The organism is Desulfuromonas sp. CSMB_57 (genome assembly GCF_020194955.2).
Taxonomy (GTDB): domain Bacteria; phylum Desulfobacterota; class Desulfuromonadia; order Desulfuromonadales; family Syntrophotaleaceae; genus JAFCIY02.
On record NZ_JAFCIY020000001.1, the window covers coordinates 158,095 to 171,450 of the forward strand.

The following is a 13,356-nucleotide window of genomic DNA, read 5'->3' on the forward strand; positions in this document are numbered from 1 at the left end:
CCCAAAGGGTTTACCGAATCTTGGCTAAAATTCGGTCAGGGGAAAAAAGAGCGAAGTTTGACAAAACTTGCCGTGTTTCAGCCCAAGGCCTTGATCGCTTGCATCAACTCGGCGAGGGTCAGTTTCCGCTGGAGGGGTTTGCCGAATCCATCATCATCGCGGCGGTAAAGATCGAAGAGAGCTTCTTTGGCGGCACTACCTTTTCGTACGCCGATGATGCCGCAATGGGCCAGTTGCGGCTGCGAACAGCTGTTGGGACAGCCGGCGACGGCCCAATCCAGTGAACGCCCCTGTTCCCCAAGGATTTTGGCAAGCTGCCTGGCCACGTCGCGGGTCGGCACCAGGCCCTTCGGGCAGGCATGGCTGCCCGGGCAGACCCGGCAGTTCAGTGCCGAACCATCCAGCGGCACTCCGGCGGCCTGCAGAGCCTGTTTCAGGGGGCGGGGGTCCAACTCGGCCGCCAGGGAGATCAACAGGTTCTGCTCGGGGCTGATGGCCAGGAAGCCGTCCCCAAGGCGTCGAACCAAACCGGCAACTTGACGCAAATCGGCGGACGGGAGCTGCCCGGCAAACACCGGCAGTTCGATCCAGCCGCCGGCACCGGGCGCCGTGGACGCATCCAGCACCTCGTCCAGGGGGCCGATGACGGGGCAAGGTTGACTGCCACGGGTTTCCCGGGCCAACAGGGCGCGGAATTCCCGTTCGCCGATGTCGGCGAGGAGATGTTTGAGGCGTTTGCCGGGTGGTGCATGGTGCAGGTAAACCTTGATTACCCCCTCGATGAGAGGCAGCAGGCGCTCAAAAGGCACCCGACCCGCCAACAGAAACCCTTCCCGCGGTTGTGCCCCAAGCCCACCGGCCACCCAAACATCGCACAGATCGCGCCCATCTTCGCGGTCCAAATACACCATGGCCAGGTCCTGGGCCAGGTGGCGAGCCCCTTGATAGCCGTCTTCAATGCCTATCTTGAACTTCTTCGGCAGTCCTTCAAAATGGGGATTGCCTGAAAAGTGCTGGTGCAGGCGCCGGACCAGGGCCTGGATGCGGGTATACCGTTCCCCCTCCGATGGGGCGCAGGCGATGCTGCGGACCGCACCTCCGCAGGCGCCGCGGGTGGTCAGTCCGACGGTTTGCAGACGCCGGAAGACGGGCGACAAGGACTCGCCGCGCAGACCATGCAATTCCAGGCTGCCGCGGCAGGTCAGATGCAGGATGCCTGTTGAATAACTGTCCGACAGATCGCAGATCACTTCGGCCTGCAGCGCCGACAGCAGGCCGCCCGGCAGCTTGAGGCGCAGCATCAGATCCCCGTTCGTGTTCTGTTGATAGATGCCGTCGAGCTTGAGGGTCCGGTAGTCGGGGCTTTGGGTGTCGCTCATGGGGCCAAGTCCTTGTTCAGGGAATGAAATAAAAGTATGCCATCGGGGTCAGGATGGCCGGCGCCGTGCGCCGGCCGCTTTTCGAGCCGATCATCCTCCTGCGTGCTTAGACATATACCTTCTCCACCAGGGATTCAATGAGTTTTTCCGCATCGAGTTCAGGGTCGGCCGTCATTCTGGACGGATGGCTGACGGCATCGCCGCTGCCGGTTGCACCGTCGGTGATTTCAAGCCATTCCTTCCCATCCCAGGGTAAATCCGTAATCTGCCGTGACGGCAGCGGCCCGGCATTGGCGACCAGCACGATGAGTCCGGCATCCGCCAACACCCTGGCCGTGTGTGCCACATGCGGTGCCGCTGACGGCCGCTCGATGGCGTCATCCGCCCATCGGCCAGGGAGGGCCGAACCGTCCAACAGGTAGGTGTGCAGGCCAAGGCTGTGAAGTTTTTTCTCCAGAAGTTCGGGAATATTTTTCTGCCTCTGGGCCGTCAGCTCCCGGAACCAGAGGACTTTGGGGTGCTGGCCTTTGAGCGCGGCGCGGGCGGTCTGGTCGACCACCGTGGTCTGCCAGGCCTTGCTGGAGGTCTCCGCCAGAGGCTGGTCGATCATGCCGGCGGCCACCGTGGCATGGGTCAGACGATCGATGAGGATGAAACTGCCCGTTCCGCGATGGTCCCGGTAGGAATCGAAGGCGATGGCTTTATGGGCCGCAATCTGGCAGACGCCGATCTCGTTGAGGGCCAGTCCGTCGGCCTCCTCCTGCTGCAAAAGGTTAACGTTGATTTTGTGTTTCACTCTCCGTACCTGGGCCGGCGCGCTTCCGGCCGCGGTCTTGAGCAGATAGCCGCGACCGGGGTCCAGGGGCTGCTCGTGCAGCCAGACCAGCCTGGCCTCGAACTGATCGCTGTGGTGCGGGCGGCTTTCCGCCCCCGCCAGCAGATCGCCGCGGCTGATATCGATCTCGTCGGTCAGGGTCAGGGTCACCGCCTGGCCGGCGACGGCTTCGTCCAGATCGCCGTTCATGGTAACGATACGGGCCACGCGACTGGTCCGGCCGGACCCTGTGACCACCACTTCATCGCCGGGGCGAACCTTGCCGGCGGCGATGGTGCCGCAAAAGCCGCGAAAATCGAGGTTGGGGCGATTCACCCACTGTACCGGCAGGCGGAATGGCCGGCTGTCGGCCGCATCCGCGATCTGCACGGTCTCCAGATGCTCCATGAGGGAGGGGCCGTCATACCAGGGGGTGCGGTTGCCGGCCGTCAGGACATTGTCCCCTTCGAGAGCCGAGATGGGGATGGCGGTGATGTCCTCGAAGCCGAGCCCCGCAGCAAAAAGCTGGTACTCGCGCCGCAGGGCGTCAAACCGACTGGCGCTGTAATCCACCAGATCCATCTTGTTGATGGCCAACACCACGTGGCGGATGCCGACCAAAGAGACCAGGTAGCTGTGGCGCCGGGTCTGGGTCAACAGGCCCTTGCGGGCGTCGACGAGGATCACGGCGACCTGCGCCGTGGACGCGCCGGTGACCATGTTGCGCGTATACTGCTCGTGACCGGGGGTGTCGGCGACGATGAATTTGCGTTTGTCGGTGGAGAAGTAGCGATACGCGACATCGATGGTGATGCCCTGTTCCCGTTCGGCCTGCAGCCCGTCGAGGAGCAGGGCGTAGTCGATGTTCTCCCCCTGGGTGCCGACCCGTTTACTGTCGGCAGCCAGGGCGGCGAGCTGATCCTCGAAGATCATCTTGGAATCCCACAGCAGACGACCGATCAGGGTGCTCTTGCCGTCGTCGACGCTGCCGCAGGTAATGAACCGCAGCAGGCTTTTGACCTGCTGGCTTTTCAGGTAGGCGTGAATATCCTCTGTGATGAGTTCGGATTGATGCGCCATCAGAAATAGCCCTCCTGTTTCTTCTTTTCCATGGAACCGCTCTGGTCGTGGTCGATCAAACGGCCCTGTCGTTCCGAGGACCGGGTCAGGAGCATTTCCTGGATGATTTCCGGCAAGGATGCGGCCGTGGATTCCACCGCACCGGTCAGGGGATAGCAGCCCAAGGTACGAAAGCGTACCGACCTGTACTGCACCTGTTCGCCCGGTTGCAGTTGCAGCCGGTCATCGTCGACCAATATCAGCATCCCGTCCCGTTCCACCACCGGACGCTCCTTGGCAAAGTAAAGGGGCACGATGGGGATGTCCTCGAGGTAGATGTACTGCCACACATCCAGTTCGGTCCAGTTGGACAGGGGGAAGGCCCGAATGCTTTCGCCCGGCTGGACCTTGGCATTGTAGATGTTCCACAGTTCGGGGCGCTGGTTCCTGGGGTCCCAGCGGTGGCTCGCGGAGCGAAAGGAGAAGATGCGCTCCTTGGCCCGCGATTTTTCCTCATCGCGCCGGGCGCCGCCAAAAGCGGCATCGAACCGGTACTTGTTCAGAGCCTGCTTCAGGGCCTCGGTTTTCATGACGTCGGTGTGGACCGCCGAGCCGTGAATGAAGGGATTGATTCCCTGCCGAACCCCTTCTTCATTGATATGCACCAGCAGGTCGAAGCCGCATTCGGCCGCCATGCGGTCGCGAAACAGGATCATTTCGCGAAACTTCCAGGTGGTATCGACATGCAGTAAAGGAAAGGGCGGCCGGGCGGGGTAGAAGGCCTTGCGGGCCAGATGCAGCATGACCGCCGAATCCTTGCCGATGGAATAGAGCATCACCGGGTTTTCAAACTCGGCGGCGACCTCCCGAAGAATATGTATGCTTTCCGCTTCCAGCTGTTCCAGATGAGTCATGATGTTCTCCATCGGATGTTTCGGTTCAACGATGCAGGCCGCATTCCTTGTGTTCCGGGTTTTCCCACCACCAGCGTCCGGCGCGCAGTTCCTCCCCGGACTCGATGGCGCGTGTGCAGGGGGCGCAGCCGATGGAGGGATATCCCATGCGGTGCAGGCGGTTTATGGGCAGAGCATGCTGCTCGGCGTATTCCCAGACCTGTCCTTCGCTCCAGTCGGCCAAAGGGGAGATCTTGACGATACCGCCATGGGCCTGATCGATTTCCAGGGGCTGCAGGGCGGCCCGGGTCACGCTCTGTTCCCGGCGCAGGCCGACCACCCAGCCGGCCAGATCCGCCAAGGCCCGGCCCAGGGGTTCAACCTTGCGGATGCGGCAACATTCGTGACGGTTTTCCAGGGATTCCCGAAAGGAAAAGAGTCCTTTTTCCCGCTCCAGACGTTCCACTGCCTCGCGTTGCGGAAAATACCAGTCGATGGCCAGGCCGTAGCGAGCCCTGACCGATTCGGCAATCTGGTAGGTTTCCTCGTTGAGGCGGCCGGTATCGATGGCGAAGATCCGCACCTGCGGCGCGACCTGGTGCAGCAGGTCGATGACCACGACATCCTCGATGCTGAAGGAGCTGGCCATGGCGATCCGGCCGCCGGCCGCCTCGACGCCGGCCAGAATGATCTGCCGGGGGTCCTTGGCGTCGATGGCCGGCAATTTGTTTGCTGTCCTAGGTTGGTTGTCCTGCGACATGCTGACCTCCGCAATTTTGAATCAAGTTGGGTTCGCCCCGGGTAGCGTGGAGCAAAAGCATACTATATCGGTTAAGTTCACGTTCAGATTTTTATCTTTTTAGTCAACAATAGTCAACCCCAAAATGGCCATATAAACACAATAAGAAGTGTGTTTAGGGTCTTTTGTGTAATAAATGTGTGTAAAACTATATATTTATGAAGTTTTTACCGAAGTGGCGTTGATAAAAAAATCATCCTGGGTGCCGGATTTATTCCACATTCATTTGGTGTGAATCAGTGACAGGCTTTTAAGGAGGGGGCTAAACGGAACCTCAGAGGCACGAGAGCAGTCAAGGCGACGACCAACCTTACGGGACGCAAAGGAAAGGCGACACAGGGATTTGCTGCCGAACCGATTGGCGTTCCAGGTTTTTGATCCATTACAGCAGTTCCAGCAGCAATTTCGTCGCCACCAGCAGCAAAAAAAATGCAAATGCCCTTTTCAGTCGTTTGACGGGCAGGCGATGGGCCAGTCTGGCACCGAGGGGCGCGGTACAGATGCTGGCCAGGGTGACGCCGGCCAGGGCCGGCAGATAGACGAAGCCCAAGCTGCCGGGAGGCAGGCCGGCGGTGGCCAGGCCGTTAAGGATGTAGCCGATGGTACCGGCCAGGGCGATGGGGAAGCCGATGGCTGCCGAAGTGCCGATGGCATGATGGATGGGCAGGTTGCACCATACCAGAAACGGCACCGACAGACTGCCGCCGCCGATGCCGACCAGGCCGGAAAGGCCGCCGATGAGCGTACCGGCCCCCAGCAGGCCGGCGCGGCCGGGCAGGCTGCGGCTTGCTTTGGGACGCATGTCGAGCAGCATCTGCAGAGCAACAAAGCCCAGGAAGGCAACGAAAAACCCCTTCAGAAATTGGCCGCTTAACCGGGCTGCCAGGGTCGAGCCGAGCAGGCTGCCGGCGAGGATGCCGATGGTCAGGCCTCTTACAACCGGCCAGTGGACGGCGCCGCGCCAGTGGTGCGCCCGCAGACTGGCCAAGGAGGTGAACAGGATGCTGGCCAATGAGGTGCCGAGGGCGAGATGCAGGATATGCACGTCCGGCAACTGCTCGGTGGCGAACAGCCAGCTTAATAGAGGAATGGTGAGCAGCGCCCCGCCGATGCCGAGCAGGCCGGCCAGGATTCCCGCTGCGGCACCGGTAGCGAGATAGAGCAGCAGACTGGTCAATGTTCAGGCCCTCGAGGGTAAGCAGGGATCGGTCTTCATTTATACCCGAGAAGAGTGCTGGATTCCAGTTCCAAGGACTGCTAGTATTAAAAAGTTATGGATCAACATTCAACGTAGGCCGCTTTCCGGGCGCATGGTATGCGTCCGGGAAGGACCAATCATAGGAGTCCCATGAGCAACACACTCTATGTCAAGAACCTTTCCCTGCAGGCGACGGAAGATGACCTGCACAAACTGTTTTCCCTGATGGGAAAGGTGGTGCGTATTCATCTGGTCAAGGATGCCCAAAGCGGCCATTTCGTCGGCGCCGGCTATGTCACCATGGCCACCGAGGCGGCGGCCCGTTCCGCCCGCATCGATCTGGATGGAACCCGGCTCATCGACCGAAACATCGTCGTCACCGAGGCGCGCCAACGTACCGCTCCGGCTCGAACTCCAGGCCCCGGCAGCGGGCGGCCCGGATCCCGCTCCGGGGGCTCAGGTCCCCGCAGGGGCTAAACCCTTCATCGCCCCCTCGGGGGCGTATGGAGCATCAAAAGGAAATTTTGCACATGTCTCACCAGGACGTCGCTCAACTGCTGTCCCTCGCCCTGTTGTTCGGCGGCGCCATCGCTGCCTACTTTATCGCCCGCTTGCTGGTGGTGCCTCTGCTGCGCAAGGCCGCTGTCCGCAGTCCCGTGAAATGGGACGATCTGCTGATGGAATGCCGCGTCATGGATCGGGCCGCGCACCTGTTGCCGGCCGTGGTGTTGGCCTTTGCCGCGCCGCTGGTCCTGGATGCGGACGCCCGGCTGTTCGGACTCCTGACGCGTCTCAACAATGTCTACTTCATATTGGTCGGCTTCTGGACCTTCGATGCCCTGCTCAACGCCGGCATGGCCATTTACCAGCACAGTCCCGGCCGGGAACATGTTCCCATCCGCGGCATCGTGCAGGCCGTCAAACTGGTGGCTCTGCTGTTCTGCCTGATTCTGACCCTCTCCCAACTGGCCAACCGCAGCCCACTGTTTTTCATTTCCGGGCTCGGTGCCCTGACCGCCATCCTGCTGCTGATTTTCAAGGACTCCATTCTCGGCCTGGTGGCCGGGGTCCAGATCACCACCATGGACCTGGTGCGTCGCGGCGACTGGATCGAAATGCCCAAACACGGCGCTGACGGCGACGTCATCGATGTCTCCCTCACCACCGTACGGGTGCAGAACTGGGACAAGACCATCACCACCATCCCGGCCTATGAACTGGTGGCCTCCTCCTTTCGCAACTGGCGGGGGATGAGCGAAAGCGGCGGCCGCCGCATCTGCCGCGCCATCCCCATCGATCTCAACAGTATTCGCTTCGTCGATGCGGAACTGCTGCGGCACCTGTACGGCATCCGGTTGCTGCGGCCCTACCTCGAACAGAAGGTGCGGGAAATCGAAGAGCACAACCGCGAGCATATCAGCAGTGAGGAGATCAAAGTGCTGGCCAACGGCCGTCGGCTGACCAACATCGGCACCTTTCGGGCCTATTGCATTGCTTATCTGCGCAACCATCCCGCCATCCACCAGGACATGACCTTTCTGGTACGCCAGATGGAGCCGACGGCGGAAGGTCTGCCATTGCAAATCTATGTGTTTGTCAAGGATACCCGCTGGGCGGTTTATGAAGCCATTCAGGCGGATATTTTCGATCATCTGCTGGCGGTCCTGCCCGAATTCGATCTGCACTCCTTCCAACTTCCCGCCGGGCGGGATTTGCGGGGGCTGGACCGGACGCCGGCCATGGCGGAAAAATTGGGCCGGCAATGGCCGGCAACCGGATCCCCGTGATCCAGAACAGGAGCTTTTGTCATGCGGAACTGCAACAGCAAAATCGTGCCCGGTCTGCTTCTGATTGCCTTGGTGGCCGCACCGCGGCCGGCCGCGGCGGCTTTTGAAAACATCTTCCAGGGGATTCGCAGCGTCTTCACCGGTTCCTCGGCCCTGACCGAAGGGGAAGTGGCCAATGGCCTCAAGGAAGCCCTGCGACTGGGAACCGGCAACGCCGTGGCCGCCGTCGGCCAGGAAGGCGGGTATTTGAACAATCCCTTCATCCGCATCCCGTTGCCGGGCGCTCTGCAGAAATCCGAATCCTTCCTGCGCCTGGCCGGATATGGGCCGCAACTGGACGCCTTTTCCGAAAGCATGAACCGGGCGGCCGAGAAAGCCGCCCCACAGGCCAGGGAAATATTCGTGCAGGCCATTCGCGACATGACCATTAACGATGCCAGGCAGATTCTGGGCGGCGGTGACACCGCCGCAACCTCCTACTTCAAGGGCAAAACCCAGGACCGATTGCGGGAAATGTTCCTCCCGGTGGTGCATGAATCTCTGGCGGAAGTCGGCGCCACCCGTCATTTCCAGGAATTGGATCGGTCGGTAAAGAGTCTGCCCTTTGGCGGAGCCCTGGCTTTTGACCTGGACCGCTACGTAACCGACGGAGCCCTGCACGGCCTGTTTCATGTGCTGGGGGAGGAGGAACGCAAAATTCGCCAGAATCCGGCCGCCCGTACCTCGGAACTGCTGCGCAAGGTATTTGGCAGCGTCGATTGATCTTCGTAGCCTGGTTATGCACCTTATCAAGTTTTGTGTTTGCGAAGACCCATCTTGGGTGTGGAAGCTCGCTACATTGTCAATGAAGCGGTAGCCGAACGATTGTCCTTGTCGTGATGGTAATCGTAGTCGATCCATTAAACGATTACGACAACGACAAAGAACTACCGCTACTGGAGTCAGGTGCATAGCCAGATTTTGAAAAATGCCCCCTCCACGACTTTGCCGAGGGACCTCCAGGTCACATGTTCTTCTTAGGCCGGTTGCATCAGGGGCCGATGCCGCCGCCCAAGGGAGATGGCCGGGTGCCAAAAAGGTTATAGCCATTTCCGGGCGCCTGGAAAAATGTCCACCCTCGCGCTGAAGACTCTACTCATGATACCCTCCGTTTAGGCATTTCAGGAACACTGTGGTGAAACAAACGACTTGCTTGTTGCTTTATCCTTCTTTGATGTGTATTATACACACTATGGCGAGCCGGGAGATCATCAAACGTTTGGAATCGGAGGGTTGGCGCCTTCACCACTGCAAGGGGGATCATCGCCAATATAAGCACCCCACCAAATCCGGCAAAGTCACGGTGCCCCACCCTAAAAAGGATTTGCCTGCCGGAACGCTTCGGAATATCTATCGGCAGGCCGGCTGGAACTGGAGCGAGAAATGAAATACGCAATTGCCCTGCATAAAGACACCGGAACTGATTACGGCGTGACGTTTCCCGATCTCCCTGGCTGCTTCTCGGCCGGAGAGACCATCGAAGAAGCTATCAATAACGCTCGGGAAGCGGCTGAGTGCCATTTGGAGGGCCTGCTGCTCGACGGTGAGCCGATCCCCGCCCCGGTCCAAATTGAGCAACACCAGGCCAACCCCGATTATCGGGAAGCGGTCTGGGCGGTTGTTGACGTGGACGTGAGCCGCCTGTCGATCAAATCGAAGCGGGTTAACATCACCATGCCCGAACGGTTGCTGCAAGATGTCGATCAGTACGCCCGCCGCCATGGGGAAACCCGCTCCGGACTTTTGGCCCAGGCGGTAGCCGAATATATGGCTCATCACGCCTAACCGACCCCGCCCTTCTCAAAAAAAGGCCCCGGAGAGCAATTCCCAGGGGCCTTTTTATTGAGTGCCGCCTCCCCCTTTTTTGTCATCATTGAATGGCATCCCGGATGCTCTTGAAAATCTGACTGCCGGAATCCTGGATGGTCGTTTTCCGCTCACCTAAAAAGCCTGCGGTTTGACCGAGGATGCTTGCTCTTCCCAGACTCCTCAGTCGGCAGCGACGAGGTTCTGTCCGGTGGTGCAGATTCGCCCTTGCAGAGAGACCCGCAGTCCGAAAGCCTCCGCGAGCAGGTCGCTGCGATCTTCGGCACAGTGCATTTCCACCGTCAGGACCTCGTGGGCGTCCAAGGTGATATCCAGCCGGTTGTCGGTCAAGCGGCAGTCCATGGCCTGCACGGCCTGATTACGCCGTCGGTCCAGGCCGTCGGCCAGGCGCAGAATGGCGGCCAGTTGTTTGACCTGGGGCTGAATGGCCGTCGGCAGCAGGGCGAAGTTTTCGTGTTTCTTGCGCGGCGTCTTTTTCCGGTGGTAGCGGGCCAGGTTGGCGATGATCTCCCTTTCCAGGGGAGAAAAGCCGAACAGATTGGCGTGCCGGATCAGGTGGTAGGAATGCTGGTGGTGTTTTTCGTAATTGATGAAGTAGCCGACATCATGTAAAAAGGCGGCGGCTTCCAACAACTGCCGGCCGCGATGGGTCAAGCCGAAACGCGGAGCCAGGGTATCGAAGAGCAGCAGGGCCAGACGGGCAACCTGGCGGGCATGACGTTCGTTGACGTGGCAGTGGCGGGCGAAGGCCAGGACCGATGCCATGCTGTTTTGCGCAGCGGCTTGCGCCGCGCCCAGACCATGTTTCTCGAGGCTTTTCAGGATCAATCCCTGACGGATGCCGACGGCGTTGATTCGCAGCAGGTTGACGCCGAAATAGCGCATCACCTCATCGACCGTGGCCACTCCTGCCAGGATGATGTCCGCCCGATCGGCGCTCAGGCCTGGCAGAGACTTGCGTTCCTTGAGGGTTTTACGTCGCAGCATGGCCAACAGATGGACCACTTCCGAGCGCAGTACTTCATAACCGTGCAATGAACTGAACTGCTCATTGCGCATCGCCATGACCATGCCGGCGATGGTGGTCATGGTTCCGCCCGAACCGATCAGGCACTGGATGTCGAAATCCTCCTCGTCGAGATTCTTCTTCAAGGTAGCGTGCACGTGTTGCCGCAGGGCCTTCAGGTCTTTTTCCGACACCGGATCCCCGGCCGTAAAGCGTTCCGTCAGAACCAGAGCTCCCAGTTCCAGGGAGCAGATGTTTTCGATGAGACCATCCGCGGTGACGATGATTTCCAGGCTGCCGCCGCCGATATCCACCAGTCCGCAGCGCTGATTTTCCAGGACGAAATTGTTGCGGGCGCTCAATACCGCCAGTTCGGCCTCTTCTTCTCCGGAGATGACGTCGATGCGGATGCCCGTGGCCTTTGCCATGGCCGCGATGAAGGCCTGACCGTTGCGGGCCTTGCGCACCGCGCTGGTAGCCACGGCTTCAATGATTTCCGCCCCATGGCCGGCGGCGATCATGCGCATGCGCTGCAGCGCGGCTTCGGCGCGCTGCCAGGCCTGAAGAGAAATTTCACCGCTGCCGGTCAGTCCTTCGCCCAGGCGAACGGTGGCTTTTTCGTCATCCAAAGTTTTGAATCTGCCCGCTTCGTCCACTTCCACCACGATGCAGCGGATGGAATTGGTTCCAATATCAATGGCGGCCAGGCGCTGTTGTGCAGGGGTCACGAGAGGCTCCGGGAGCTGGATGTTGCCGACAACCGAGTGTTCCATCCATTTGTTAGCGGACTATTGCGGCCGGCCTTGCTTTGCAAAGCCTGCTTGAGCAACTATACTAACCTGAACAGTCGGAAACAACTCAAGGATGATGAGGTTTTTTTATGGGATCCTGTCTCAAGGGCAAGTCCGAGGTCAAAAAACATCCCGGTGCTTTCAAGTGTGAGAAATGCGGAGCGGTAAGCGACAAGAAAAAACATGTCTGCAAGCCTGCCAAGCTCAAAAAGAAGGATCTCGAAAAGGGGAAAAAGAAGAAATAATGAAACAGCGGAAAACAGCCGGAAACCCACCAGATCAACCGATTCTGCATCTGGACGGCGGCATGCGGACGGACGCTGCGGCGAAAATCATTCTTCGGCAGCAGTTCGAGATCCTGCAGGCCATGGAGGCGGGGACGATGGCGGGTCTGGATCCCGAGTGCCTGCACGATTTTCGCGTTGCGGTGCGACGAATGCGCAGCGCCCTGGGGCAGATTCGCGGCATTTTTCCGCAACGCAAGCTGAACCGGTTCCGCAGCGGTTTTGCCTGGCTGGGTGAAGTCACCGGGCCGGCACGGGACATGGATGTCTACCTGCTGCGCTATGCGGACTACGCCGACCGTCTGCCGTTGACGGCTCAGTCGGACCTGGAACCGCTACGCACCTATTTGCAGAATCATCAGAGCCGGGAGCAGGCCGGGGTGGTAAAAGCCCTCAAATCGCATCGCTATCGGCAATTGCTGGGCGCTTGGGAAGGTTTTCTGGACGAATCCGTGCCCGTCAATACGGTGCTGCCCAATGCCATGCGCCCGGTCTTGACGGTGGCCGGAGAACAGATCGCCCGCGCCTACCGACGTGTGGTCAAGCAGGGTCAGGCGATTCGCCGCTCGTCTCCGCCCGCCGACCTCCACCAGCTACGAAAAAGCTGCAAGAAGTTGCGTTACCTGCTGGAATTTTTCCAAGGTTTTTATCCGCCCAAAAAAATCGACCGGCTGATCAAAGCGTTGAAGTCGCTGCAGGACAACCTGGGGCTGTTTCAGGATCTGGAAGTGCACGGTAATGCCTTGCGCCAATTCGGCAATCAGATGGTTGAGGAACAGCAAGTCCTGCCCGCTACCCTGATGGCCATGGGCATGTTGGCGGCCGATCTTCAGCAGCAGCAACGACAGGTTAGAAAAGCTTTCCGGGAGACGTTTGCCGAATTCCAGCGAGCCAGGCAGCGCCAGTTGTTCGAGGAATTGTTTCCCGTCAGGGAGCGTCTCTCCCGTCCGTCCCAAAGCGCGGAACCGGTGGCCGATTCCTTCCCGGGGCAGGGGTGACCATATGGCGATGGAAATCGAGCGGAAGTTTCTTGTGAAGGACGCAACCTGGAAAAACCATGCCTTGGGGGTTCTGTACCGCCAAGGTTATCTGCTCGCCGAAAAGGGTTGTACCATCCGGGTTCGGGTCGTGGACCAAGGGGGTTTTTTGACCATCAAGGGACGCACCTCCGGCCTTTCGCGTCCGGAGTATGAATATCCCATCCCGGTGCAGGATGCCAACGAGATGCTGGATCGCCTCTGCCTGAAACCGCTCATCGAAAAATACCGCTACCGCGTCGAACATGCCGGACTGGTCTGGGAAGTGGATGAATTCCTGGATGAAAACAGGGGCCTGATCCTGGCTGAAGTGGAACTGCAGGAAGAGGGACAGGCCATTGCGCTGCCGCCATGGATCGGTGAAGAAGTATCCCATGATCCGCGCTACTACAATGCCAATCTGGTGCGTCATCCCTTCACGCGGTGGTAGAAAGGGAATGCCG

13 protein-coding genes are annotated in these 13,356 nt (G+C 59.7%); 7 read left to right on the forward strand and 6 right to left on the reverse strand.

The features are described from left to right. Positions 1-77: 77 nt before the first annotated feature. The 5 genes from JQN68_RS00675 to JQN68_RS00695 all read right to left on the reverse strand — a co-directional run bounded on the left by JQN68_RS00675 (position 78) and on the right by JQN68_RS00695 (position 6,121). Positions 78-1,379, reverse strand: a complete 1,302-nt coding sequence (locus JQN68_RS00675; RefSeq protein WP_225071219.1) for a nitrite/sulfite reductase — start codon at positions 1,377-1,379, stop codon at positions 78-80. Positions 1,380-1,485: 106 nt separating this feature from the next. Beyond that, entirely contained in the window at positions 1,486-3,273 is a 1,788-nt protein-coding gene (cysN, locus tag JQN68_RS00680; RefSeq protein WP_249620955.1) for a sulfate adenylyltransferase subunit CysN, read from the reverse strand. Then, positions 3,273-4,178 carry a sulfate adenylyltransferase subunit CysD gene (gene cysD, locus JQN68_RS00685; RefSeq protein WP_225071221.1) on the reverse strand — a complete coding sequence of 302 codons (906 nt, stop codon included), beginning with the start codon at positions 4,176-4,178 and terminating at the stop codon, positions 3,273-3,275. The genes cysN and cysD overlap by 1 nt, the downstream gene beginning before the upstream one ends. A 13-nt stretch (positions 4,179-4,191) precedes the next feature. Continuing rightward, the gene (locus JQN68_RS00690) at positions 4,192-4,905 is read right to left on the reverse strand and encodes a phosphoadenylyl-sulfate reductase (RefSeq protein ID WP_225071222.1); all 714 of its coding nucleotides are present in this window, start codon (positions 4,903-4,905) and stop codon (positions 4,192-4,194) included. Between the two features lie 421 nt (positions 4,906-5,326). Next, positions 5,327-6,121, reverse strand: coding sequence for a sulfite exporter TauE/SafE family protein (locus JQN68_RS00695; RefSeq protein WP_225071223.1), 795 nt, complete (start codon positions 6,119-6,121; stop codon positions 5,327-5,329). Positions 6,122-6,292: 171 nt separating this feature from the next. Here JQN68_RS00695 and JQN68_RS00700 point away from each other — a divergent pair, with 171 nt between their 5' ends. From JQN68_RS00700 to JQN68_RS00720, 5 genes are all read left to right on the forward strand, one after another. Beyond that, positions 6,293-6,619: an RNA recognition motif domain-containing protein gene (locus tag JQN68_RS00700; RefSeq protein ID WP_225071224.1), complete on the forward strand. Its 327-nt coding sequence runs from the start codon at positions 6,293-6,295 to the stop codon at positions 6,617-6,619. Positions 6,620-6,672: 53 nt separating this feature from the next. Next, the gene (locus JQN68_RS00705; RefSeq protein WP_225071225.1) at positions 6,673-7,929 is read left to right on the forward strand and encodes a mechanosensitive ion channel family protein; all 1,257 of its coding nucleotides are present in this window, start codon (positions 6,673-6,675) and stop codon (positions 7,927-7,929) included. A gap of 21 nt (positions 7,930-7,950) precedes the next feature. After that, a complete protein-coding gene (locus JQN68_RS00710) occupies positions 7,951-8,691 on the forward strand; it encodes a DUF4197 domain-containing protein (protein ID WP_225071226.1) in 741 nt (246 codons plus the stop codon). Positions 8,692-9,160: 469 nt separating this feature from the next. Next, entirely contained in the window at positions 9,161-9,355 is a 195-nt protein-coding gene (locus JQN68_RS00715) for a type II toxin-antitoxin system HicA family toxin (RefSeq protein WP_225071327.1), read from the forward strand. Continuing rightward, the gene (locus JQN68_RS00720) at positions 9,352-9,753 is read left to right on the forward strand and encodes a type II toxin-antitoxin system HicB family antitoxin (RefSeq protein WP_225071227.1); all 402 of its coding nucleotides are present in this window, start codon (positions 9,352-9,354) and stop codon (positions 9,751-9,753) included. The genes JQN68_RS00715 and JQN68_RS00720 overlap by 4 nt, the downstream gene beginning before the upstream one ends. 204 nt (positions 9,754-9,957) lie before the next feature. Here the strand turns inward: JQN68_RS00720 and JQN68_RS00725 are convergent, their stop codons facing one another. Beyond that, positions 9,958-11,529: a Ppx/GppA phosphatase family protein gene (locus JQN68_RS00725; protein ID WP_225071228.1), complete on the reverse strand. Its 1,572-nt coding sequence runs from the start codon at positions 11,527-11,529 to the stop codon at positions 9,958-9,960. Positions 11,530-11,836: 307 nt separating this feature from the next. Here JQN68_RS00725 and JQN68_RS00730 point away from each other — a divergent pair, with 307 nt between their 5' ends. Both JQN68_RS00730 and JQN68_RS00735 read left to right on the forward strand, forming a co-directional pair. Next, the gene (locus JQN68_RS00730; RefSeq protein ID WP_225071229.1) at positions 11,837-12,874 is read left to right on the forward strand and encodes a CHAD domain-containing protein; all 1,038 of its coding nucleotides are present in this window, start codon (positions 11,837-11,839) and stop codon (positions 12,872-12,874) included. A 4-nt stretch (positions 12,875-12,878) separates the two neighbouring features. Beyond that, entirely contained in the window at positions 12,879-13,343 is a 465-nt protein-coding gene (locus JQN68_RS00735) for a CYTH domain-containing protein (RefSeq protein ID WP_225071230.1), read from the forward strand. Positions 13,344-13,356 lie beyond the last annotated feature (13 nt).